At 71.6% G+C, this 19,506-nt stretch carries 20 protein-coding genes, 1 tRNA gene and 1 pseudogene; 14 read left to right on the top strand and 8 right to left on the bottom strand.

Going from position 1 to position 19,506, the window contains the following annotated elements; genetic code table 11:
* The first annotated feature begins 158 nt into the window (after nucleotides 1-158).
* Complete coding sequence (locus ACZ6ZN_RS27630; protein WP_469650380.1) at nucleotides 159-434, top strand: ribosomal protein L7/L12; 276 nt, start codon at nucleotides 159-161, stop codon at nucleotides 432-434.
* A 103-nt stretch (nucleotides 435-537) separates the two neighbouring features.
* On the opposite strand, the gene ACZ6ZN_RS27625 is transcribed toward ACZ6ZN_RS27630, so the two are convergent.
* Entirely contained in the window at nucleotides 538-1,299 is a 762-nt protein-coding gene (locus ACZ6ZN_RS27625) for a phosphoglyceromutase (RefSeq protein WP_369194680.1), read from the bottom strand.
* 159 nt (nucleotides 1,300-1,458) lie between these two features.
* On the opposite strand from ACZ6ZN_RS27625, the gene ACZ6ZN_RS27620 reads away from it, so the two are divergent.
* On the top strand, nucleotides 1,459-2,736 hold the full coding sequence (locus tag ACZ6ZN_RS27620; protein ID WP_451876804.1) for an MDR family MFS transporter: 1,278 nt from the start codon (nucleotides 1,459-1,461) through the stop codon (nucleotides 2,734-2,736).
* Nucleotides 2,737-2,823: 87 nt separating this feature from the next.
* Here ACZ6ZN_RS27620 and ACZ6ZN_RS27615 read toward each other — a convergent pair whose 3' ends face one another.
* The 3 genes from ACZ6ZN_RS27615 to phoU all read right to left on the bottom strand — a co-directional run bounded on the left by ACZ6ZN_RS27615 (nucleotide 2,824) and on the right by phoU (nucleotide 4,321).
* Nucleotides 2,824-3,075, bottom strand: coding sequence for an SCO4226 family nickel-binding protein (locus ACZ6ZN_RS27615; RefSeq protein WP_398110875.1), 252 nt, complete (start codon nucleotides 3,073-3,075; stop codon nucleotides 2,824-2,826).
* 166 nt (nucleotides 3,076-3,241) lie between these two features.
* Nucleotides 3,242-3,397 (bottom strand): hypothetical protein, encoded by a 156-nt coding sequence (locus tag ACZ6ZN_RS27610; protein ID WP_398110876.1) that lies wholly within the window; start codon nucleotides 3,395-3,397, stop codon nucleotides 3,242-3,244.
* A 222-nt stretch (nucleotides 3,398-3,619) separates the two neighbouring features.
* Nucleotides 3,620-4,321, bottom strand: coding sequence for a phosphate signaling complex protein PhoU (gene phoU, locus ACZ6ZN_RS27605; RefSeq protein ID WP_398110877.1), 702 nt, complete (start codon nucleotides 4,319-4,321; stop codon nucleotides 3,620-3,622).
* Nucleotides 4,322-4,566: 245 nt separating this feature from the next.
* On the opposite strand from phoU, the gene phoR reads away from it, so the two are divergent.
* Nucleotides 4,567-5,889 carry a two-component system sensor histidine kinase PhoR gene (phoR, locus tag ACZ6ZN_RS27600; RefSeq protein ID WP_398110878.1) on the top strand — a complete coding sequence of 441 codons (1,323 nt, stop codon included), beginning with the start codon at nucleotides 4,567-4,569 and terminating at the stop codon, nucleotides 5,887-5,889.
* 5 nt (nucleotides 5,890-5,894) lie between these two features.
* Complete coding sequence (gene phoP, locus ACZ6ZN_RS27595; protein WP_020271862.1) at nucleotides 5,895-6,566, top strand: two-component system response regulator PhoP; 672 nt, start codon at nucleotides 5,895-5,897, stop codon at nucleotides 6,564-6,566.
* A gap of 85 nt (nucleotides 6,567-6,651) precedes the next feature.
* Here phoP and ACZ6ZN_RS27590 read toward each other — a convergent pair whose 3' ends face one another.
* A complete protein-coding gene (locus tag ACZ6ZN_RS27590; protein ID WP_451876803.1) occupies nucleotides 6,652-7,332 on the bottom strand; it encodes a copper chaperone PCu(A)C domain-containing protein in 681 nt (226 codons plus the stop codon).
* Between the two features lie 602 nt (nucleotides 7,333-7,934).
* Between ACZ6ZN_RS27590 and ACZ6ZN_RS27585 the strand changes: the two genes are divergently transcribed.
* The 7 genes and pseudogenes from ACZ6ZN_RS27585 (at nucleotide 7,935) to ACZ6ZN_RS27555 (ending at nucleotide 14,754) form a co-directional block, all read left to right on the top strand.
* Nucleotides 7,935-8,417, top strand: coding sequence for a CarD family transcriptional regulator (locus tag ACZ6ZN_RS27585; RefSeq protein ID WP_003953493.1), 483 nt, complete (start codon nucleotides 7,935-7,937; stop codon nucleotides 8,415-8,417).
* Nucleotides 8,418-8,728: 311 nt separating this feature from the next.
* Nucleotides 8,729-9,493 carry a 2-C-methyl-D-erythritol 4-phosphate cytidylyltransferase gene (gene ispD / locus ACZ6ZN_RS27580; RefSeq protein ID WP_469650375.1) on the top strand — a complete coding sequence of 255 codons (765 nt, stop codon included), beginning with the start codon at nucleotides 8,729-8,731 and terminating at the stop codon, nucleotides 9,491-9,493.
* Complete coding sequence (gene ispF, locus ACZ6ZN_RS27575) at nucleotides 9,483-9,977, top strand: 2-C-methyl-D-erythritol 2,4-cyclodiphosphate synthase (RefSeq protein ID WP_398110881.1); 495 nt, start codon at nucleotides 9,483-9,485, stop codon at nucleotides 9,975-9,977. Before ispD ends, ispF begins: the two co-directional genes overlap by 11 nt.
* A gap of 423 nt (nucleotides 9,978-10,400) precedes the next feature.
* Entirely contained in the window at nucleotides 10,401-11,795 is a 1,395-nt protein-coding gene (cysS, locus tag ACZ6ZN_RS27570; protein WP_398110882.1) for a cysteine--tRNA ligase, read from the top strand.
* A gap of 107 nt (nucleotides 11,796-11,902) precedes the next feature.
* Nucleotides 11,903-12,844 carry a 23S rRNA (guanosine(2251)-2'-O)-methyltransferase RlmB gene (gene rlmB, locus ACZ6ZN_RS27565; RefSeq protein ID WP_469650372.1) on the top strand — a complete coding sequence of 314 codons (942 nt, stop codon included), beginning with the start codon at nucleotides 11,903-11,905 and terminating at the stop codon, nucleotides 12,842-12,844.
* Nucleotides 12,845-13,250: 406 nt separating this feature from the next.
* Nucleotides 13,251-13,616: pseudogene (locus tag ACZ6ZN_RS27560) on the top strand (hypothetical protein); the annotation flags it as partial.
* A complete protein-coding gene (locus ACZ6ZN_RS27555; protein ID WP_469650514.1) occupies nucleotides 13,543-14,754 on the top strand; it encodes a DoxX family membrane protein in 1,212 nt (403 codons plus the stop codon). The pseudogene ACZ6ZN_RS27560 and the gene ACZ6ZN_RS27555, both read left to right, overlap by 74 nt.
* A gap of 189 nt (nucleotides 14,755-14,943) precedes the next feature.
* On the opposite strand, the gene ACZ6ZN_RS27550 is transcribed toward ACZ6ZN_RS27555, so the two are convergent.
* From ACZ6ZN_RS27550 to ACZ6ZN_RS27540, 3 genes are all read right to left on the bottom strand, one after another.
* Nucleotides 14,944-15,675 carry a nucleotidyltransferase family protein gene (locus tag ACZ6ZN_RS27550; protein WP_398110885.1) on the bottom strand — a complete coding sequence of 244 codons (732 nt, stop codon included), beginning with the start codon at nucleotides 15,673-15,675 and terminating at the stop codon, nucleotides 14,944-14,946.
* A gap of 97 nt (nucleotides 15,676-15,772) precedes the next feature.
* Nucleotides 15,773-16,222 carry a hypothetical protein gene (locus ACZ6ZN_RS27545; RefSeq protein ID WP_398110886.1) on the bottom strand — a complete coding sequence of 150 codons (450 nt, stop codon included), beginning with the start codon at nucleotides 16,220-16,222 and terminating at the stop codon, nucleotides 15,773-15,775.
* Between the two features lie 218 nt (nucleotides 16,223-16,440).
* Nucleotides 16,441-17,529 (bottom strand): ABC transporter ATP-binding protein, encoded by a 1,089-nt coding sequence (locus tag ACZ6ZN_RS27540; protein WP_398110887.1) that lies wholly within the window; start codon nucleotides 17,527-17,529, stop codon nucleotides 16,441-16,443.
* 238 nt (nucleotides 17,530-17,767) lie between these two features.
* On the opposite strand from ACZ6ZN_RS27540, the gene ACZ6ZN_RS27535 reads away from it, so the two are divergent.
* The 3 genes from ACZ6ZN_RS27535 to ACZ6ZN_RS27525 all read left to right on the top strand — a co-directional run bounded on the left by ACZ6ZN_RS27535 (nucleotide 17,768) and on the right by ACZ6ZN_RS27525 (nucleotide 19,486).
* Nucleotides 17,768-17,841, top strand: a tRNA-Thr gene (locus ACZ6ZN_RS27535).
* A 202-nt stretch (nucleotides 17,842-18,043) separates the two neighbouring features.
* Nucleotides 18,044-18,577, top strand: a complete 534-nt coding sequence (locus ACZ6ZN_RS27530) for a hypothetical protein (protein WP_469650369.1) — start codon at nucleotides 18,044-18,046, stop codon at nucleotides 18,575-18,577.
* 132 nt (nucleotides 18,578-18,709) lie between these two features.
* Nucleotides 18,710-19,486 carry a hypothetical protein gene (locus tag ACZ6ZN_RS27525; protein WP_469650366.1) on the top strand — a complete coding sequence of 259 codons (777 nt, stop codon included), beginning with the start codon at nucleotides 18,710-18,712 and terminating at the stop codon, nucleotides 19,484-19,486.
* Nucleotides 19,487-19,506 lie beyond the last annotated feature (20 nt).

The raw sequence follows: 19,506 nt of genomic DNA, 5'->3' as shown, positions 1-19,506 counted from the left end.
CCGCCACTCCAGTGTTTCCGCGTGTACGCGCACCTGATGCCGTCCAGTCAGGAGCGGCCCCACAAAGCCGTGTTCGCTCTTTTCGACGTTGTCCAAACCATGCGACAAGGCGGCTGCCGGGCTCGTAGTCTCCGGATCGGAGAAGGGCGGGGACAGGCATGGCGGACGAGTACTTCTGGCTGGTGTGCGACGACGTGCCCCACGACGTGGTGCTCACCGACCCCGGCGTCCGCGTGATGGACGTCGTCCAGGTCGTGCGTCGGTTGACGGGACTGAGCCTCTGGCGCAGCAAGGTCCTGGCAACGCAGGTTCCCGCGGTCCTTCTCGCCGGCGTGCCCGAAGAAGACGCAGCGGCAGCCGCCTCGGCCCTGCGTGATGCGGGAGCCCGGGCGGAGACGAGAGAGAGGCCGGAGCCAGACCTTCCGCAAGACTGAGCACGGCCCGATCAACGGGTTGACGGCCCGGAGGCCGCCCAGCGGCAGCGCAAAGCCCCCTACCAGCGGACAACCCGCAGGTAGGGGGCTTGTTCAGCGCTGGTTACTTCTTCTTGCCCTGGTTCTTGACCGCCTCGATCGCTGCCGCGGCCGCCTCCGGGTCCAGGTACGTGCCGCCCGGGTTCAGCGGCTTGAAGTCGGCGTCCAGTTCGTAGGACAGCGGGATGCCCGTCGGGATGTTCAGGCCCGCGATGTCCGCGTCGGAGATGCCGTCCAGGTGCTTGACCAGGGCCCGCAGCGAGTTGCCGTGGGCGGCGACCAGGACCGTGCGGCCGGTCAGCAGGTCGGGGACGATCGCGTCGAACCAGTACGGCAGCATCCGGACGACGACGTCCTTCAGGCACTCCGTGCGCGGGCGCAGCTCCGGCGGCAGCGTCGCGTAGCGCGGGTCGGCGAACTGGGAGTACTCCGCGTCGACGTCCAGCGGCGGCGGCGGGGTGTCGTAGGAGCGGCGCCACAGCATGAACTGCTCCTCGCCGAACTCGGCGAGGGTCTGCGCCTTGTCCTTGCCCTGTAGGGCGCCGTAGTGGCGCTCGTTCAGGCGCCAGGAGCGGTGGACCGGGATCCAGTGACGGTCCGCGGCCTCCAGGGCCAGCTGGGCCGTGCGGATCGCACGCTTCTGGAGGGACGTGTGGACCACGTCGGGCAGCAGGCCGGCGTCCTTCAGCAGCTCACCGCCGCGGACCGCCTCCTTCTCGCCCTTCTCGTTGAGGTTCACGTCCACCCAGCCGGTGAACAGGTTCTTCGCGTTCCACTCGCTCTCGCCGTGGCGGAGGAGGATCAGCTTGTACGGTGCGTCGGCCATGCCCCAGAGCGTAATCCACGGTTTCGCCCGTTCGCCCGGCTGCCCGGCAGGCGGACGCCCGTGCGGACGCTTGACGGGATCTGTTAATTCGGTGGCTGCCGGAGAACGGCCGCTTGTAACGTGCCGCTACTGCGAGCGCCACTTACACCGGGGGAGACCATGCCGTACGCCATGCGGGCCCGACGTGCCGTACGGGAGACGGTCTCGGGACTGCCCCGCGCCTTCTGGTGGCTGTGGACGGCCACGCTCGTCAACCGGCTCGGCGCGTTCGTCGCCACGTTCATGGCGCTGTACCTGACCCTCGACCGCGGCTACTCCGCCACCTACGCGGGTCTGGTCGTCGCGCTGCACGGGCTCGGCGGGGTCGTCTCCTCGCTGGGCGCCGGCGTGATGACCGACCGGCTGGGCCGGCGGCCCACCCTGCTCATCGCCCAGGCCTCGACTGCCCTGTCGGTCGCCCTGCTCGGGTTCGTGCGCGACCCGGTGGCGATCGCGGGCGTGGCCTTCCTGGTCGGCATGGCGAGCAACGCGTCCCGCCCCGCCGTCCAGGCGATGATGGCCGACATCGTCCGGCCCGAGGACCGCATCCGTGCCTTCTCCCTCAACTACTGGGCGGTGAACCTCGGTTTCGCGGTCTCCTCGATGGCCGCCGGGTTCATCGCGGAGGTCAGCTACCTGGCCGGCTTCCTGATCGAGGCCGGGATGACGATGGCCTGCGCGATCCTGGTCTTCCTCCGGCTGCCCGAGTCCCGGCCGGAAGCGACGGCGGAGACGGCCGCGGCCGGCCACGACTCCTCCGTCAGCCTCGCCACCGTGCTGCGCGACGGACGCTTCATGAGCGTCGTCGGGCTGTCCTTCCTGGTCGCGCTGGTCTTCCAGCAGGGGGCGGTGGGGCTGCCCGTGGCGATGGGGCAGGCGGGCTTCACCCCGGCCGAGTACGGAACGGCCATCGCGGTCAACGGCCTGCTCATCGTCGTGCTCCAGATCCCGGTCACCCGGCTCATCGAGCACCGCGACCCGCGCCGGCTGCTGGTGGTCTCCTCGATCCTCGCCGGGTACGGCTTCGCGCTCACCGCCTTCGCGGGGTCGGTCGGCGTCATCGCGCTGACGGTGTGCGTGTGGACGCTCGCCGAGATCATCAACGCGCCGACCCAGACCGGCCTCGTCGTACGGCTCTCCCCGGCGCACGGCCGGGGCCGCTACCAGGGCATGTACACGATGTCCTGGTCCGTCGCGGCCCTCGTCGCCCCGCTGATGTCGGGGTACGTCATCGACCGCTTCGGGCCGGAGTGGCTCTGGGCCCTGTGCGCCCTGGTGGGCACGGCGGCCGGGGTCGGGTACGGCGTGCTGATGCGACGTCTGCCTCAGGAGAAGACGGCGACGGTCGTGGAGCCCGTGCCGGGGCTGCGTCCCCAGCCGGAGGTCGGCGCCGGGTGATCCGGGTGCCCCGGGGGGCTCCTCGCTGTGGCGGGCGGGCATCGTCCGCCGCGGCGCGGAGCCCCCGGTGACCCCGCGGTCCCGGCCTCACTCCACGCGCAACGGCACCGGATGGATCTCGTCCGCCTTGTGGCCCGCCCGCTCGTGGATGCGCTGGACCGCCTCCGCCGAGGGGGCGTCCGACAGGCAGTAGACGAGTCCCGACTCCGGGTCCGCCCAGGCCGCCTCGAAGTGCACCCGTTCCTCGCCCTCGATGGCGAGGTCCGCGTTGTGGGCCTCGCGGAGCTGGTCCGCGGTGATGCCCTTCATGCTGTGGTGGACGTCCATGAACTTGGCCATGGCCCGGCCTCCCTTCCCGTGACCCCCCGAGCGGCGTCCGCGTCCCCCTCCATGCTCCGCCCGTCCGCTCCCGGCGGCGACCCGCACAGCCGAAGGGCCCCGGTGCGTGGCCGGGGCCCTTCCGCCGATGCGGCGTACGAGGTGTCGGGAGTCACCGGCGCCGGCGTCAGCCGCACTGGCAGGGGCTGCCCGACTGGCAGCCGCAGCCACAGCCCGAGCCGCAGCCGCACGCGGCGATCAGCGGCAGCTTCCTCAGCTCGGCGGGCTGCTCGGTCTCGCGCTGCTGCGTGGGGTCGGGCGTGGTGCCGGGGGTATCGGCCATGAGTCCCTCCTCGAGGCTGGTGCCTGTGCCCATTGGATGCCCGTTCCGCTGGGCGCATCAACGGCGCACGGAGGCGCCCGCACCGCCCGCCCGAACCCCTTCCACCCCGTTCACGCCCCCCGGCCGAGCCCTCGCCGGGCCGCCGCCGAGCCGCCGCCGCAGCAGTGGCGCGGCAGTGGCGCGGCAGTGGCGCAGCAGTGGGGTGGCGGTGGGGCGGCGGCCTCAGGCGCTCTCCGCCGGCGGCACCGACTGGATCTCCGGCTGCACGTCGGTCTGGATCTCGTCCGCGTGCTCACCCGTCACCAGGTACACCACCCGCTTCGCGACCGACACCGCGTGGTCGGCGAACCGCTCGTAGTAGCGGCCGAGCAGCGTGACGTCCACGGCCGTCTCGATGCCGTGCTTCCAGCGGTCGTCCATCAGGTGCTGGAAGAGCGTGCGGTGCAGCAGGTCCATCGCGTCGTCGTCCTGCTCCAGCTGGAGCGCCAGGTCGACGTCCTTGGTGATGATGACCTCGGCGGCCTTCGCCATCAGGCGCTGGGCGAGCTGGCCCATCTCCAGGATGGTGGCGTGCAGGTCGCTCGGGACCGCGCGCTCCGGGTAGCGCAGCCGGGCGAGCTTCGCCACGTGCTGGGCCAGGTCGCCCGAGCGCTCCAGGTCGGCCGACATCCGCAGCGACGTGACGACGATGCGCAGGTCGGTCGCCACCGGCTGCTGCCGGGCCAGCAGGGCGATGGCCCGGGCCTCCAGGTCGTGCTGGAGCTCGTCGACCCGCTGGTCGGCCTCGATGACGTTCTCGGCGAGCTTCAGGTCGCCGTCGAGCATCGCGGTCGTGGCGCGCCCGATCGCCGACCCGACCAGCCGGGCCATCTCCACCAGACTGTCGCTTATCGAGTCCAGTTCCTCGTGGTACGCGTCCCGCATCAGGTTCCCTCTCGTGCGTCTGTGTCGGGGGTCCAAGGGCCGGGGCCCCACCGGACGGCCGGCGGTACGACCGCCGTTCGACCGACGATCCGAACCCCACGCTCCCACGTTCCGTCCCGTACGCGTCCGTTTCCGTCATCCCATGTGAACCGGTACTGGCTCCGAGGTGAACTCTGGGCGACGAGTGTTCGAGCTCGCAGCCCGACGGCTGTGGAGGGCACCCGACCCATGCCTAACCTGGGGGCATGGACGTGAACGCGGCGGTCGCCGCAGCGGCAGCGATCGCCGGTGTGCTCACCGGTGTCATCGCCATGCTGGCGTTCCGCTGGAGCGAGCGCGAGCAGAAGCGCCACACCCGTACCTCCCTGCACACGGACGCGGTGCTTCCGCCCGGCGTGGACACGGTCCTGTCGGTCCTCAGGTCCTCGGCCGTGGTGCTCGACGAGGCCGACGCCGTCGTCAAGGCCAGCTCGGCGGCGTACGCCCTCGGTCTGGTCCGCGGCGGCAGGCTCGCCGTGGAGCCGATGCTGCAGATGGCGCGGGACACCCGGCGGGACGGAGAGATACGCCAGGTCGAGCTGGACCTGCCACGGCGCGGCACCGGACGCGGAGAGGCCCTGGCCGTCTCCGCGCGGGTCGCGCCGCTCGGGTCCCGGCTGGTGCTGCTGCTCGTGGAGGACCTGACCGAGGCCCGCCGCATCGAGGCGGTCCGGCGCGACTTCGTCGCCAACGTCAGTCACGAGCTGAAGACGCCGGTGGGTGCCCTGTCCCTGCTCTCCGAGGCCGTCATGGACGCCTCCGACGATCCCGAGGCCGTCCAGCGGTTCGCCGGGCGCATGCAGATCGAGGCCACCCGGCTCACCAACCTGGTGCAGGAGCTCATCGACCTGTCGCGCGTGCAGAACGACGATCCGCTGGAGGACGCCGAGCCGGTCCGGGTCGAGGAACTGGTCGCCGAGGCCGTCGACCGCTGCCGCCACCAGGCCGGCACCAAGCAGATCACCATGGCCTCGAACGTCTGGGCGCCGGACGGGCTCGCGGCCGAGGGCGGCCACGACCTGCGTGTCTGGGGCAACCGCGGCCAGCTCGCCGCCGCCCTCGGCAACCTCGTCGAGAACGCCGTGAACTACTCGCCCGCCCGCACCCGCGTCGGCATAGCGGCCCGCAGGGTGCAGGCACCCGGTGGGGAGCAGATCGAGATCGCCGTCACCGACCAGGGCATCGGCATCTCCGACAAGGACAAGGAGCGCATCTTCGAGCGCTTCTACCGCGTCGACCCGGCCCGCTCCCGTGCCACCGGCGGCACGGGGCTCGGGCTGGCCATCGTGAAGCACGTGGCCGCGTCGCACGGCGGGGAGGTCTCGGTGTGGAGCGCCGAAGGCCAGGGCTCCACCTTCACCCTGCGGCTGCCGGAGGCCGCTGCGGCCCGCGACCGCGCACATCAGCAGCCCGCCCGGGACGAACGCGCAGGAAGCGCGGGCCTCGACGAGGAGGCCGGGCGGTCCACCCCCACATCCCCCGAATCAACCGCGTACGAAACGCTTCCCGCCCCGGAGGTCCTTCCGTGACCCGTGTGCTCGTCGTCGAGGACGAGGAGTCCTTCTCCGACGCCCTGTCGTACATGCTCCGCAAGGAGGGTTTCGAGGTCGCCGTCGCGACCACCGGGCCCGACGGACTCGACGAGTTCGAGCGCAACGGCGCCGACCTCGTCCTCCTCGACCTGATGCTGCCCGGCCTGCCGGGCACCGAGGTCTGCCGCCAGCTGCGCGGCCGCTCCAACGTCCCCGTCATCATGGTGACGGCCAAGGACAGCGAGATCGACAAGGTGGTCGGCCTGGAGATAGGAGCCGACGACTACGTCACCAAGCCCTTCTCCTCGCGCGAGCTGGTCGCCCGCATCCGGGCCGTCCTGCGCCGCCGCGGCGAGCCGGAGGAGGTCACCCCGGCCGCCCTGGAGGCGGGCCCGGTCCGCATGGACGTCGACCGGCACGTGGTCACCGTCGGCGGCACCAAGATCGACCTGCCGCTGAAGGAGTTCGACCTCCTGGAGATGCTGCTGCGCAACGCCGGCCGGGTGCTGACCCGCATGCAGCTCATCGACCGCGTCTGGGGTGCCGACTACGTCGGTGACACCAAGACCCTGGACGTCCACGTCAAGCGGCTGCGCGCCAAGATCGAGCCGGACCCGGGCGCCCCGCGCTACCTGGTGACGGTGCGCGGCCTGGGCTACAAGTTCGAGCCGTAGACCGGCCCCGGGCCGGTATGCGACAGGGCGGGACCTCTTCGGAAGAGGTCCCGCCCTGTCGCGTGCTGCGGCTGTGCCGCCCGGCTCAGTGACCGGCGCCGGCGCTCGCCGAGGCCGCGTCGGTCGGCGTGCCGGAGGCGTCGTCGCCGCCCGGCTCGTCACCGGCGGCCGGGCTCTCGCTGCCGGCCGGCGAGCCCGAGGCGCTCGCGGACGGCGAGTCGGAGGGAGCGGCCGAACCGGCAGGGCCGGCCGGGACCTCGTCCGGGCCCCACTCCTTGAAGTAGTGCTCGGCGGGGACGACGAAGGCGCTCAGGCTGACCTCGCCCGTCTTGCTGAAGGTGAAGGTGATCTTCTGGGCGTTGCCGTCCTGCACGGCCTCGCGGCTGCTCGGGAGCATCGCCGTGGCGTTGTCCTTGCCGCCCACGATCAGGGAACCGCCGGGCGGGATGCTGAGGCTGCCGCCCTTGGCCGGCTTGAGCTCGGCGGTCTTGCCGGTGCCGGGCAGGGTGATGGACTCCAGCGTCTGGGCGGTGCTGCCCTCGTTGAAGAAGGTCGCGGAGATGGCGGCCGGGCCGGTGGACTCGAGGTCGGGCTGCGTGATCACGACCGCGTTCTGGATCTTGATGTCACCCACGCTCGTGGCCGCGTTGTCCGGCTTGATCTCCAGGGTCTGGGCGTTGTTGCCGGCTCCGCACGCGGCGAGCGAGGCGATCGAGAACGCGATGGCGGCAGCGGCGAGGGCGCCGCGTCGAAGGCTGCTGCTCACGGCGGCGGCAACTCCTTGATCTCGAGCGGAGCGGCCGGTGAAGCCGCCCTAAGGGTCTGTCAGCGGGCCTTAGGTTACCGAGACGTTCCCGTCAGGCCGCACCCGACCCCCCGGCACCCGTGATCCCACCCGGTTGTCACATCCGTCTCCTGCGTCACAAGCGACTCCGCGGGTGCTTTGGCGGGTGCTCGTCCGGCATTCACATAAGAAGCCGCCGGCAGCCGCACGGATTTTCCGTGAAGGAATGCGGAACCGCCCGGGAATTGATCACCGGGGGCCGACCGGGTGACCCGGTGATCAATTGGGGAATCGGCCGGAACCCCGCGCGGGCCGCCGAACGGAGTAGCGGAAGTCGATCACGCGGAACCGGACATATGGGGATGTTCGGCCGTCTGGGGGGCGCTCCGGATGCGTGTAACGTACGCGTTTCGCTCACCCCGGACAGCCGCTCCCACCTGCGAATACCTTCTTCCGCTCGCTGTCCGAAGCACGTTCGTGTCGGAGTTGTCAAGCCCCGAGATATGCCCTGACCTGCGAAAACGCCATTCAGTAGACGCCGTATCCGTGTTACCCTGGATAGCCACGGAAGGGGTACCTGTCACATGACGTTCAAGGTTGGCGACACCGTGGTCTATCCCCATCACGGGGCCGCGCTGATCGAGGCTATCGAAACTCGCCAGATCAAAGGCGTGGACAAGACCTACTTGGTGCTGAAGGTCGCCCAGGGTGACCTGACGGTACGTGTGCCAGCGGACAATGCGGAGTTCGTCGGCGTGCGTGATGTGGTCGGTCAGGACGGGCTGGACCGGGTCTTCGAGGTGCTGCGCGCGCCGTACGCCGAGGAGCCCACGAACTGGTCCCGTCGATACAAGGCAAACCTGGAGAAGCTCGCCTCGGGCGATGTCATCAAGGTCGCGGAAGTGGTGCGTGACCTGTGGCGTCGTGAGCGCGAGCGTGGACTCTCCGCCGGTGAGAAGCGCATGCTCGCCAAGGCCCGCCAGATCCTGGTGAGCGAACTCGCTCTCGCGGAGAACACCAACGAGGACAAGGCCGAGGCCCTGCTCGACGAGGTGCTCGCCTCCTGAGGCGAAGCCTTCGCTCAGCACTGAGCTGATCGAGGCTGCACAGCCGATCACGGCTGATCAGGCTGTACATCGAACTGCCGCGGTGCCCGATGACGAATTTCCTGTCGCCGGGCGCTGCGGCATGTTCGTACCCCGGCGGCGATGCGCCGCGGCCCCGGAATGTGTTATCACTCACGATCCGGTACTCGGTGTGCCGGGCCCGGGCAGCCGGCTCGACCAGCGTCACGGAAGGGTCCGGTCGAGCGCGTCGCGCCCGGCACTGTTCCAGGCCATACCCACGCCGGGCCGGCACACAAACCTGACAGGAACCGATGTCTGACGATTCGCGACCCACACCGCCCGTCGCCCCCGCCGCGGGCCGAACGGCGGCCGTGATCCCGGCCGCCGGCCGCGGTGTACGGCTCGGCCCGGGCGCCCCCAAGGCGCTGCGGGCGCTGGGCGGGACGCCCATGCTGATCCACGCCGTCCGGGCCATGGCCGCCTCCCGCGCCGTCTCCCTGGTCGTCGTCGTGGCCCCGCCCGAGGGCGCCGCCGAGGTCAAGTCGCTGCTCGACGCGCACGCCCTGCCCGAGCGGACGGACTTCCTCGTCGTCCCCGGCGGCGCCACCCGCCAGGAATCGGTCAGGCTCGGCCTGGACGCCCTTCCCCCCGGCCTCGACATCGTCCTGGTGCACGACGCGGCCCGGCCGCTGGTGCCGGTGGACACAGTCGACGCCGTGATCGAGGCCGTACGCGACGGCGCCCCGGCCGTGGTCCCGGCGCTGCCCCTGGCCGACACCGTCAAGCAGGTCGAGCCGGCCGCCGTGCCCGGCGAGCCGGAGCCGGTCGTCGCCACGCCGGAGCGCGCACGGCTGCGGGCGGTGCAGACCCCGCAGGGCTTCGACCGCGACACCCTCCTGCGGGCCCACGAGACGGTGACCGGCGAGGTCACCGACGACGCGGGCATGGTCGAGCAGCTCGGCCTCACCGTCGTCGCCGTGCCCGGGCACGAGGAGGCCTTCAAGGTCACCCGCCCCCTCGACCTGGTCCTCGCCGAGGCGGTCCTGGCCCGCAGGAGGCTCAACGATGGCTTCTGAGCACGTCCCGCTGCCGCAGGTCGGCATCGGCACCGACATCCACGCCTTCGAGGAGGGCCGCGAGCTGTGGTGCGCCGGCCTGAAGTGGGAGGGCGAGGGCCCCGGGCTGGCGGGCCACTCCGACGCGGACGTCGTCGCCCACGCCGCCTGCAACGCCCTGTTCTCCGCGGCCGGACTCGGTGACCTCGGGCAGCACTTCGGCACGGGCCGCCCCGAGTGGTCCGGCGCCTCCGGCGTCACGCTGCTGACGGAGGCCGCCCGCATCGTCCGCGCGGCCGGCTTCCGGATCGGCAACGTCGCCGTGCAGGTGGTGGGCCCCCGCCCGAAGATCGGCAAGCGCCGCGACGAGGCGCAGAAGCTGCTGTCCGAGGCGGCCGGTGCACCGGTGTCGGTCTCGGGCGCGACCACGGACGGGCTCGGCTTCCCGGGGCGGGAGGAAGGGCTGATGGCGGTGGCCACGGCACTGGTGGTGCGCTCCGGCTGAGGCCGGGGAGCCGGAACCGGCCGGGCCGCGGACCCGCCGGGCCGGGCCGCGGACCCGCCGGGCGGGGGCGCGGGCCAGCCGGGCGGGGGCGCGGGCCAGCCGGGCCGGGCCGAGGGCCAGCCGGGCCGGGCTGAAGGGCCCGCCCCGTGCGGTCGAGGGGCCGACCTCGTGCGGTCGAGGGGCCGACCCCGTGTGGCCGAGGGGCCGACCCCGTGTGGCCGAGGGGCCGACCTCGTGCGGTCGAGGGGCCGACCTCGTGCGGTCGAGGGGCCGACCTCGTGCGGTCGAGGGGCCGACCTCGTGCGGCCGAGGGGCCGGCCGGTGGCCCCGAGGGCCGGGGCCGGGCCCGTTGCCCAGGTCACGAATCGTCCGCCCCGCGGGGAAGGTCCTGAGGCACACCGCGCGGCCCACTACCCTGGAGGCGTGACTATTCGCCTGTACGACACCAGCGCCCGGCAGATCCGTGACTTCTCCCCGCTCACACCGGGTTGCGTCTCGATCTACCTGTGTGGCGCCACCGTGCAGGCGGCCCCGCACATCGGGCACATCCGCTCCGGCCTGAACTTCGACATCATGCGCCGCTGGTTCGCGTACCGCGGCTACGACGTGACGTTCGTGCGGAACGTGACCGACATCGACGACAAGATCATCGCCAAGTCGGCCGACCAGGACCGCCCCTGGTGGGCCATCGGCTACGAGAACGAGCGGGCGTTCAACGACGGCTACCGCGCCCTCGGCTGCCTGCCCCCGACCTACGAGCCGCGCGCCACCGGCCACATCACCGAGATGGTCGAGATGATGCGGGGCCTCATCGAGCGCGGGCACGCCTACGTCGCCGACGGCAGCGTCTACTTCGACGTCCGCTCCTTTCCCGACTACCTGGCGCTGTCGAACCAGGACATCGACGACCTGCGCCAGCCCGACGAGGGCGTCTCGGGCAAGCGAGACCCGCGCGACTTCGCCATGTGGAAGGCCACCAAGCCGGGCGAGCCCGACTGGGAGACGCCCTGGGGCCGCGGCCGCCCCGGCTGGCACCTGGAGTGCTCGGCGATGGCCCACAAGTACCTGGGCTCCGCCTTCGACATCCACGGCGGCGGCCTCGACCTGGTCTTCCCGCACCACGAGAACGAGATCGCGCAGGCCAAGGCCTACGGCGACGAGTTCGCCCGGTACTGGGTGCACAACGCCTGGGTCACCATGAGCGGCGAGAAGATGTCCAAGTCGCTCGGCAACTCGGTCCTGGTCAGCGAGATGGTCAAGCGCTGGCGGCCCATCGTGCTGCGCTACTACCTCGGCACCCCGCACTACCGCTCGATGATCGAGTACAGCGAGGAGGCCCTGCGCGAGGCCGAGTCGGCGTTCGCGCGGATCGAGGGCTTCGTGCAGCGCGTGGTGGAGAAGGCTGGCGCCGTCGAGCCCGCGCGCGAGGTGCCGCTCGCCTTCGCCGAGGCCATGGACGACGACCTGGGCGTGCCGCAGGCCCTCGCCGTCGTGCACACCACGGTCCGCCAGGGCAACAGCGCCCTGGCCGCCGACGACAAGGAAGCCGCCGTGGCCCGGCTCGCCGAGGTCCGCGCGATGCTCGGGGTGCTCGGCCTCGACCCGCTGGACCCCCAGTGGGCCGGCGAGGGCGACCGCGGCGACGACCTGCACGGCGTGGTCGACACCCTCGTGCGCATGGTCCTCGACCAGCGCGAGGCCGCCCGGGCCCGCAAGGACTGGCCGACCGCGGACGCCATCCGCGACCAGCTGGGCCAGTCCGGCCTGGTCATCGAGGACAGCCCGCAGGGCCCGCGCTGGAGCCTCGGCCCGCGCTAGACCGGCCGCGGCCGGAAGATCGATTGTGCCGCCCGGGCCTCCGGGCGGCACACTTCATAGACGTACGCAGTTCACCGCCTCACGGCGACAGCAGAGACAGGTAGGTCATGGCAGCCAACAACCGCCGCATGTCCGGCAAGAAGGGCGCGCAGGTCGGCAGTGGCGGCCAGCGGCGCAGGGGCCTGGAGGGCAAGGGCCCGACCCCGCCCGCCGAGATGCGCAAGGGCCACAAGAAGAACCGGATCGCCAACGCCAAGGCGCGGCAGACGACCCGCCGCCCCGCGCCCCGCGGCCGTGGCGGCAAGTCGGCCTCCGAGCTGGTCGTCGGCCGCAACCCGGTCTACGAGGCCCTGCGCGAGGGCGTGCCCGCCTCGACGCTGTACGTCCAGCAGTTCATCGACAACGACGAGCGCGTGCGCGAGGCCCTGCAACTGGCCGCCGAGCGCGGCGGGATCAACCTCATGGAGGCCCCCCGCCCCGAGCTCGACCGGATGACCAACGGCCTCAACCACCAGGGCCTGGTCCTCCAGGTCCCGCCGTACGAGTACGCCCACCCCGAGGACCTGCTCGACGCGGCCGCCGACGAGGGCGCCGACCCGCTGATCGTCGCGCTGGACGGCGTGACCGACCCGCGCAACCTGGGCGCGGTCGTGCGGTCCGTCTCCGCGTTCGGCGGGCACGGCGTGGTGGTGCCCGAGCGCCGGGCCGCCGGGATGACGGCCGGTGCGTGGAAGACGTCCGCCGGTACGGCCGCCCGGACGCCCGTGGCCCGCGCCACCAACCTGACGCGCGCGCTGGAGGCGTACAAGAAGGCCGGTGTCGTGGTCGTCGGACTCGCCGCCGACGGTGACGTCGAGCTGACCGAGCTGGAGGCGCTGGAGGGCCCGGTCGCGATCGTCGTCGGCAGCGAGGGCAAGGGCCTGTCCCGGCTCGTCGGGGAGACCTGTGACTTCCGGGTGCGGATCCCCATGCCGGGTGGCGCCGAGTCGCTCAACGCCGGTGTGGCGGCGGGCATCGTGCTCTACGAGGCGGCTCGCCGACGCGCCTGAACAGGCGTCCGCCACTTCACCCGTGCGGGGCAATTCCCGGGTCATCGGGGCGACGAGGACAAGCTTGACGGGGTCCGGACAGATCCGGCGGGTCAAAGCAGTGTCCTAACCCGACGTCACTCGGTTAGATGAGTGTGGACACCAGAACACCCCGCACTCCCACGGGGGACCGCTCGTCGGGACTCGACGACGCTCCCGCGCTGAGCATGGTGAAGGTGCCGAGCGACCCGGCGCAGGTCATCGTCAATCACGCGTCGTTCCGCGTGCAGTTGGGCGTCTCGACGCGTCGCGTCCAGTCCCCCCGGGTCGCACGGCTCCTGAACGCCACCGAGGACACCGCCCGCATCCCCGCCGCCACCGCCGGGGGCGCGGCGGACGGGGCCGCCGCCCGCCGCCGGCCGGTCGTCTGGAGCGGCAGATCCGCGCCCGACGACACCGGCGCCCACCGCCTGCTCCAGGCGGTGCGGCACGGGAGCGTCCCCCACGCCGACGAGCCCGTGGCGGACGCCGGGGCCACGCAGGTCATCGACCGCGTCGGCCCGGACTACGGCACCCCCGGGTACCAGGGCGCCGGTTACGCCGGCACCGGCTACCCGGGCGACGGCTACCAGGACGACCTCGTCCAGACCGTCGAGACCCCGGTCGTCGGCCCCCAGCGCACCCACGACCAGGCCGACGGCACGCGGCTGCTGCCCGCCATGCGCACCGTCGGAAGCGCCTACGACGAACCCGGCTACGACCAGCCCGGTTACGACGAGCACGGCTACGACGAGCACGGCTACGACGAGCGCGGTTACGACGAGCACGGCTACGAGGACGCGGAGTTCGAGGACTCCGCCGACGACGGGACCGGCCGGCGCGGCAGGCGCCACGGCGACGACCCGGCCCGGCACGCCTACTACCCGGGCCGCCGGATGAACCTCGGCGTCGTCCTGCTCCCGCTGCGCGTCTTCCTCGGCTTCATCTCCATCTACGCCGGCATGGGCAAGCTGTGCGACCCCGTCTACTTCGACGGCGGCAAGCGCGGCTCCATGGTCAAGTGGCTCAACACCCTGCACCCCTGGGAAGTCGCCGAGCCGCTGCGCCAGTTCGCCCTGGAGCACCCGGTCGGCTCCGGCCTGGTCATCGCCTTCGCGCAGGTCGTCGTCGGCGTCCTGACGGTGCTGGGCTGCTGGCAGCGCGTCGCCGCCTGCCTGGGCGCCCTGCTCTCGGCGGCCCTGCTGGTCACCGTCAGCTGGAAGAGCGTCCCGGCCTACGAGACGCCCGACATCATCTACCTCGCCGCCTGGTCGCCGCTGATCATCGCCGGCGCGCCCGTCTACTCCGTCGACGGCCGCCTGGCCGGCAGCGCCTGGCGCCGGCTCGGCCCCCGCGCCGACATCTGGGACCTGCGGCGCTACGTGCTGCGCCGCGGCGCGCTCGTCACCGCGGTCGCCACGGGGCTCACGCTGCTCGTCGGCTCCCTGCTCGGCGGCGCCGTCCGCGACGCCGACCGGGTCGTCGTCCCGGGCCCGGGCGAGGCCCCGCGCAACGAGCTGCCCGGTTCCCCGCTGCCCGGTGAGCCCGGCGGCAAGCGGCAGGAGAAGAAGCGCACCCCGTCGGCGTCCGTCTCCCCCACGCAGGGCGCGACGGCCGGTTCGGCCAGCCCCAGCGCGGGCACGACGACGCGGCCGGGCGCCACGCGCGACACCGGCACGGTCACGGGCGGCTCGCCGAGCCAGACCCAGGGCACCGGGGGCCAGGCCCCGCCCCAGCAGTCCTCCCCGCAGAACCAGGCGCCGAGCACCACGACGGGCCCGACCTCCGGCGGCGGCACGGCCACGGGCGGCGCCGGCTCGACCGGCGGCTCCGGCAGCGACGGCGGTGGCTCCACCGGCCGCCCGGGCCTGGTGGGCGGCCTCCTCGGCTGACCCCCGCGCGCCCGACGACGAGGCCCCGCACCGGGAGGTGCGGGGCCTTCTCGTGCATCGCTCGGCGACGGGGCCGGCAGGGGTGGTGGCGGGCCGGGCCTGGCCTGACCGGGCCGGGGCGGACGCCGGGGCTGGGCTCCGGGGGCGTGGCTCCGGCGGCGTGGCTCCAGCGGCGTGGCTCCGGGTGGGTCAGCGGCTGAGGGCGGCCAGTTCCTTCGCTGCTTCCGTCAGGTCCTTCGCCGTGTCGATGGCCCGCCAGTAGGAGCCCTGGGGGATCGTGAAGCCGGCCAGGCGCCGGTCACGGGCGAGGTGCGGGAACGTGGTCCGCTCGTGGTCTCCCCGGTGCGGCAGCAACTCGGCGAACTCGGGGGAGAAGACGTAGACACCGGCGTTGATCTCGAAGGTCGACGGCGGTGCCTCGATGAAGTCGGTGATGCGGCCGAACCCGTCCGTCTGCACGGCTCCCCACGGCAGGCGGGGCCGCGCGAGCGCCAGCGTGGCGACGGCGTCCCGCTCGGTGTGGAAGTCGGCCATGTCCCGGAGCGAGAACCGCGTCCAGATGTCCCCGTTCGTGGCGTACCACGGCTGGTCGGGGTGGGGGAGGTGGGCCGCGGCGTACTTGAGGCCGCCGCCGCGCCCGAGGGGCTCCGGTTCGACGACCGTCGTCACGGAGACGGGCAGCTCGGCCGTCTCCAGCCACTTCTGCAGGACCTCGGCGAGGTGGCCGCAGGAGACCACCACGTCCGTCACGCCCTCCTCGGCGAGCCAGGACAGCTGATGGCCGATGATCGGCGTCCCCGTACCGGGGATCTCGACCATCGGCTTGGGCCGGTCGTCGGTGTACGGACGCAGCCGGGAGCCCTGGCCGCCGGCCAGAACGACGGCTTGAACGGGGCGGGACGCGGCGTTCGGATCGCTCATGGAACCGAACTGTACGTGGCGTCCCGCCCGGGAAAGCGGCTGACGACCGTTCCCGTCAGCCGTGACGGACTTCCCACCCGGTGGCAGGGCGGTGTGCTCAGCGGTGCGCGGCCGCGACGCCGGTGGCGAAGGCGGTGTCGCAGACCGGCCGTGCGTAGGACTGGGCGCGGGTCGGGCCGTAGACCCGCACGGCGGCCTGGCCGAGGGCGCGGGCGATCGAGGCGCAGTGCTTCGCCAGGGACGGCCGGCCGTTGACGGCCTGCTGGAGGTGGGTGAGCGCGACGCCCGGGTCCTTCTCCTGCAGTTCCGTCAGCAGCCGGTCGCGCAGGACGTCCTGCGGGGCGCGCTTGACGGTGCGGGGCGTCCCGACGGAGGTGTCCGCGGCGGTGAGCACCGGGTCGGTGGTGTTCCCCGACCAGTTGACTCGGGTGACCGCGAGGGTCCCGGAGAGAACCAGGACGACGGGCAGGACGAATGCGAGGGTGCGGCCGATCCGGCGGGCGGGGCCCCGGCCGCGTCGCGTCTGAGGGGTGCTGGAGTGCTTCACGCGTGTGAGGGTAGCGCCCGGTAGTGGTTTGTAGACATTTAGTCACCGGTTCGGGGGATGAGGAAGTGCCCCTTCGTGGGTAGTGGGTTGACGCACGGCGCTCGAAACGTCCGTTCTGCCGGGGTATTTGTCGACAACGTGAGAGGGCCCCGCAGCGGTCTGCGGGGCCCTCTTCGTCAACCCGGGTGAATCACCCGGAGTCGTGCGTTCGCCAGGGGTCAGTCGGAGAGGCGCTCGCCCGTGGAGGTCGAGAACACGTGGGTCTCGCCGGAGCGCGGGACGATGTGCAGCTGGCTGCCCTTCTCCGGCACCTCGCGGCCGCTGACGCGGACGACGAGGTCCTTGGCCTCGTCACCGACCTGGGCGGTGCCGTAGACGTAGGCGTCGGCGCCGAGCTCCTCGACGACGTTGACGGTCACGGCGAGGCCCAGCTCGGCGTCGGGGCCGGCCACGTCGAAGTGCTCGGGGCGGACGCCGACCGTGACGGTCTTGTCGGTGGTGGCGGAGATCGCGTCGCGCTGGACCGGCACGACCGACTTGCCGAACTTCACGCCGCCGTCGGTGACCGGCACCTCGACGAGGTTCATCGCCGGGGAGCCGATGAAGCCGGCCACGAAGAGGTTGGCGGGCTTGTCGTACATGTTGCGCGGGGTGTCGATCTGCTGGAGCAGGCCGTCCTTGAGGACCGCCACGCGGTCGCCCATCGTCATGGCCTCGACCTGGTCGTGGGTGACGTAGACGGTGGTGATGCCCAGGCGACGCTGGAGCGAGGCGATCTGCGTACGGGTGGACACGCGGAGCTTGGCGTCCAGGTTGGACAGCGGCTCGTCCATGAGGAAGACCTGCGGCTCGCGCACGATGGCGCGGCCCATGGCGACACGCTGGCGCTGACCGCCGGAGAGCGCCTTCGGCTTGCGGTCCAGGTACTCCGTGAGGTCGAGGATCTTCGCGGCCTCCTCGACCTTCTGCCGGATCTCCGCCTTGTTGACGCCGGCGATCTTGAGCGCGAAGCCCATGTTGTCGGCGACGGTCATGTGCGGGTACAGCGCGTAGTTCTGGAACACCATGGCGATGTCCCGGTCCTTCGGCGGCAGGTGGGTCACGTCGCGGTCGCCGATGCGGATGGCGCCGCCGTTGACGTCTTCGAGCCCCGCGAGCATGCGGAGCGAGGTGGACTTGCCGCAACCGGACGGGCCGACGAGGACGAGGAACTCGCCGTCCTCGATGTCGATGTCGAGCGCGTCGACGGCGGGCTTGGTGGAACCCGGGTAGATCCGGGTCGCCTTGTCGAACTGCACAGTGGCCATGGTGAATGGACCCCTTCTACCGGCAGGAACGTGCCGGACGATCCGAGTAGGAAGGTGGTGCCACGACGGTGTTCCGTTGTGGTGTAGTCCACGCGTGTGAACTGGCTCAGGACGGTACCTGCCGTTCACCTGGTCTGTCAGTACTTCGGCGGCTGTGAACTTCGCGGAAATTTTCGACGGGGCCCGGGACGGACCTGGGTACACTGCTCGGGCACGCGCGGGGCCCCACCCCGCACCCGCCTCCTTAGCTCAGCTGGCCAGAGCAACGCACTTGTAATGCGTAGGTCGTCGGTTCGAATCCGACAGGGGGCTCTGTGCGTCGAAGCCCGGCCCGGAGGTCCTCCGAGCCGGGCTTCGCTTTCGGAGCCGTTCCCCTGTGGTCACCGAACCGGGTGGCGCGGTCACTGCGCGCGCCTCTAAGGTCGTTGCACGCATCTGGTCTCGGGGGGGCTTGATCGGCGTGTGTGCCAGAACGTCATGGGGCCGACGGGGCCGTGCCGGCCGTCTCGCCGGTATGCCGACGCTGGCCGTCTCGGCCTTCCTTCTCCTGGGAGTGGCCTGCAGCGGTGGCGCCGCTGAGGATCTCACCCGCGACATGAGCACAGCGGAGCTGTCGAAGTGGGGCGAAGGAATCATCGACTGTTCCGTCCCCGGACTGGGGGTGGAGATGCCTCTCGCGCCCGTGAGATCCGATGTCAGTGGCGACGGCAAGGACGATGTCATCGTCTCCCTGGAATGCGTGACCGGGGACGCGAGTTCGTTCAGTCACGTGGTCGCCTTGGACGGGGCGTCGGCGGCCGAGGAGCCGACGGTGCTCGGCACGTTGGTGTCCATGCCGAGAACCAAGGATTACCGGCGGGCCGTGGAAACGGGGGCGAAGGTCCGGAAGATCACGGTCAGGAAGGACCTGGTCACGGTCGTCGCCGATCAGTGGCGCTACATGGACGCCAAGGCGTGCCCGCGCCGCAAGTACGTCCAGATCTTCAGGGTGGAAGACGGGAAGCTTTCGGGCCGGGCGCCGTCGAGACTCGACGTGACCACGTGTTAGGGCGGGATGGACATGCCTAGATCCCGGGACACACGGCAGGCATCGACAGGCACTGCCGAGGGTGGCCGGAGCGGCGAGGCGCACGAGGGACAGGATCGCTCCCGCCCGGAGGGGCAGTCCTTCTGGGAACGCGTGCAGACAGCCTTCCAGGCCCACCGCCTTGGGGTGCTGATCGTGGGAGCGACGGCGGTGATCGGCCTTGTCGCGGCGGCCGTCGGTCTGTTCTTCACGTTCTTCCCCGATCTGCAGCCGAAGCCGGAGAGCAAATCGGCCGTCAAGATCCAGAACGTCGCCGTAGGGGGCATCAAGGAGCTGCACGGCGAGACGGAGGTGCCTGGCTACAAGAAGACGAAGCGCACGTTCGAGGCGCCCGTGCTCGACGTCCTGCTGTCGAACGAGGGGAATGAGACGTCCTACGTGAAATCCGCGACGTTCACCTTCTTCGCGGCGCAGGACATGCACCGGTGCTCCCGCATCGGAGGCGGGAACATCGACTACGTGACGTTCGGGGTCGGGGTTCCGCCCGATGTCAAGCCGGGGGACACGGTCAAGAAGGCGACGTTCTTCCAAGTGCGTCCGGGTAAAGGTGAGGCGTTGGCCTTCTCCCTGGGGCCGACGGGGGACAGCGTCTCGGAATCCTGGCTCTATGGCGTCTCCCTGGACCTGGGCATCGACTCTGCTTCCGTCTCGATCCCTGACGCGGCCGTTTCGAACGTGACTCTGTGGTCGGACGAGGTCCTGCAGAGCGCTGCCCAGTTGACAGCCCTCAATCAGCCGGAGGCCGAGAAAAGCCGTACGTGCTTCACGCGGACCCTCGACACAGTGAACGACGTACTCGACCGGGCGAAGCACGTGCCCCCCGGCCTGCAGGAATTCGCTGTCAAGCTCGAAGCGGTCCTCGCCCGGTAGGCAGGTGTCCGACGGGCTGG

It is taken from the genome of Streptomyces sp. NPDC053665 (assembly GCF_055585285.1).
The sequence above is the reverse complement of the archived record's forward strand: the minus strand, read 5'-3'. Positions and strand labels throughout refer to the sequence as shown.

What these genes read in the sequence shown, in the direction of transcription:
- ACZ6ZN_RS27630 (WP_469650380.1), top strand. Translation starts at nt 159, where the DNA reads ATGGCGGACGAGTACTTCTGGCTGGTGTGCGACGACGTGCCCCACGAC.
- ACZ6ZN_RS27625 (WP_369194680.1), bottom strand. Translation starts at nt 1,299, where the DNA reads ATGGCCGACGCACCGTACAAGCTGATCCTCCTCCGCCACGGCGAGAGC.
- ACZ6ZN_RS27620 (WP_451876804.1), top strand. Translation starts at nt 1,459, where the DNA reads ATGCCGTACGCCATGCGGGCCCGACGTGCCGTACGGGAGACGGTCTCG.
- ACZ6ZN_RS27615 (WP_398110875.1), bottom strand. Translation starts at nt 3,075, where the DNA reads ATGGCCAAGTTCATGGACGTCCACCACAGCATGAAGGGCATCACCGCG.
- ACZ6ZN_RS27610 (WP_398110876.1), bottom strand. Translation starts at nt 3,397, where the DNA reads ATGGCCGATACCCCCGGCACCACGCCCGACCCCACGCAGCAGCGCGAG.
- phoU (WP_398110877.1), bottom strand. Translation starts at nt 4,321, where the DNA reads ATGCGGGACGCGTACCACGAGGAACTGGACTCGATAAGCGACAGTCTG.
- phoR (WP_398110878.1), top strand. Translation starts at nt 4,567, where the DNA reads ATGGACGTGAACGCGGCGGTCGCCGCAGCGGCAGCGATCGCCGGTGTG.
- ACZ6ZN_RS27585 (WP_003953493.1), top strand. Translation starts at nt 7,935, where the DNA reads ATGACGTTCAAGGTTGGCGACACCGTGGTCTATCCCCATCACGGGGCC.
- ispD (WP_469650375.1), top strand. Translation starts at nt 8,729, where the DNA reads ATGTCTGACGATTCGCGACCCACACCGCCCGTCGCCCCCGCCGCGGGC.
- ispF (WP_398110881.1), top strand. Translation starts at nt 9,483, where the DNA reads ATGGCTTCTGAGCACGTCCCGCTGCCGCAGGTCGGCATCGGCACCGAC.
- rlmB (WP_469650372.1), top strand. Translation starts at nt 11,903, where the DNA reads ATGGCAGCCAACAACCGCCGCATGTCCGGCAAGAAGGGCGCGCAGGTC.
- ACZ6ZN_RS27555 (WP_469650514.1), top strand. Translation starts at nt 13,543, where the DNA reads ATGCGCACCGTCGGAAGCGCCTACGACGAACCCGGCTACGACCAGCCC.
- ACZ6ZN_RS27550 (WP_398110885.1), bottom strand. Translation starts at nt 15,675, where the DNA reads ATGAGCGATCCGAACGCCGCGTCCCGCCCCGTTCAAGCCGTCGTTCTG.
- ACZ6ZN_RS27540 (WP_398110887.1), bottom strand. Translation starts at nt 17,529, where the DNA reads ATGGCCACTGTGCAGTTCGACAAGGCGACCCGGATCTACCCGGGTTCC.
- ACZ6ZN_RS27530 (WP_469650369.1), top strand. Translation starts at nt 18,044, where the DNA reads ATGCCGACGCTGGCCGTCTCGGCCTTCCTTCTCCTGGGAGTGGCCTGC.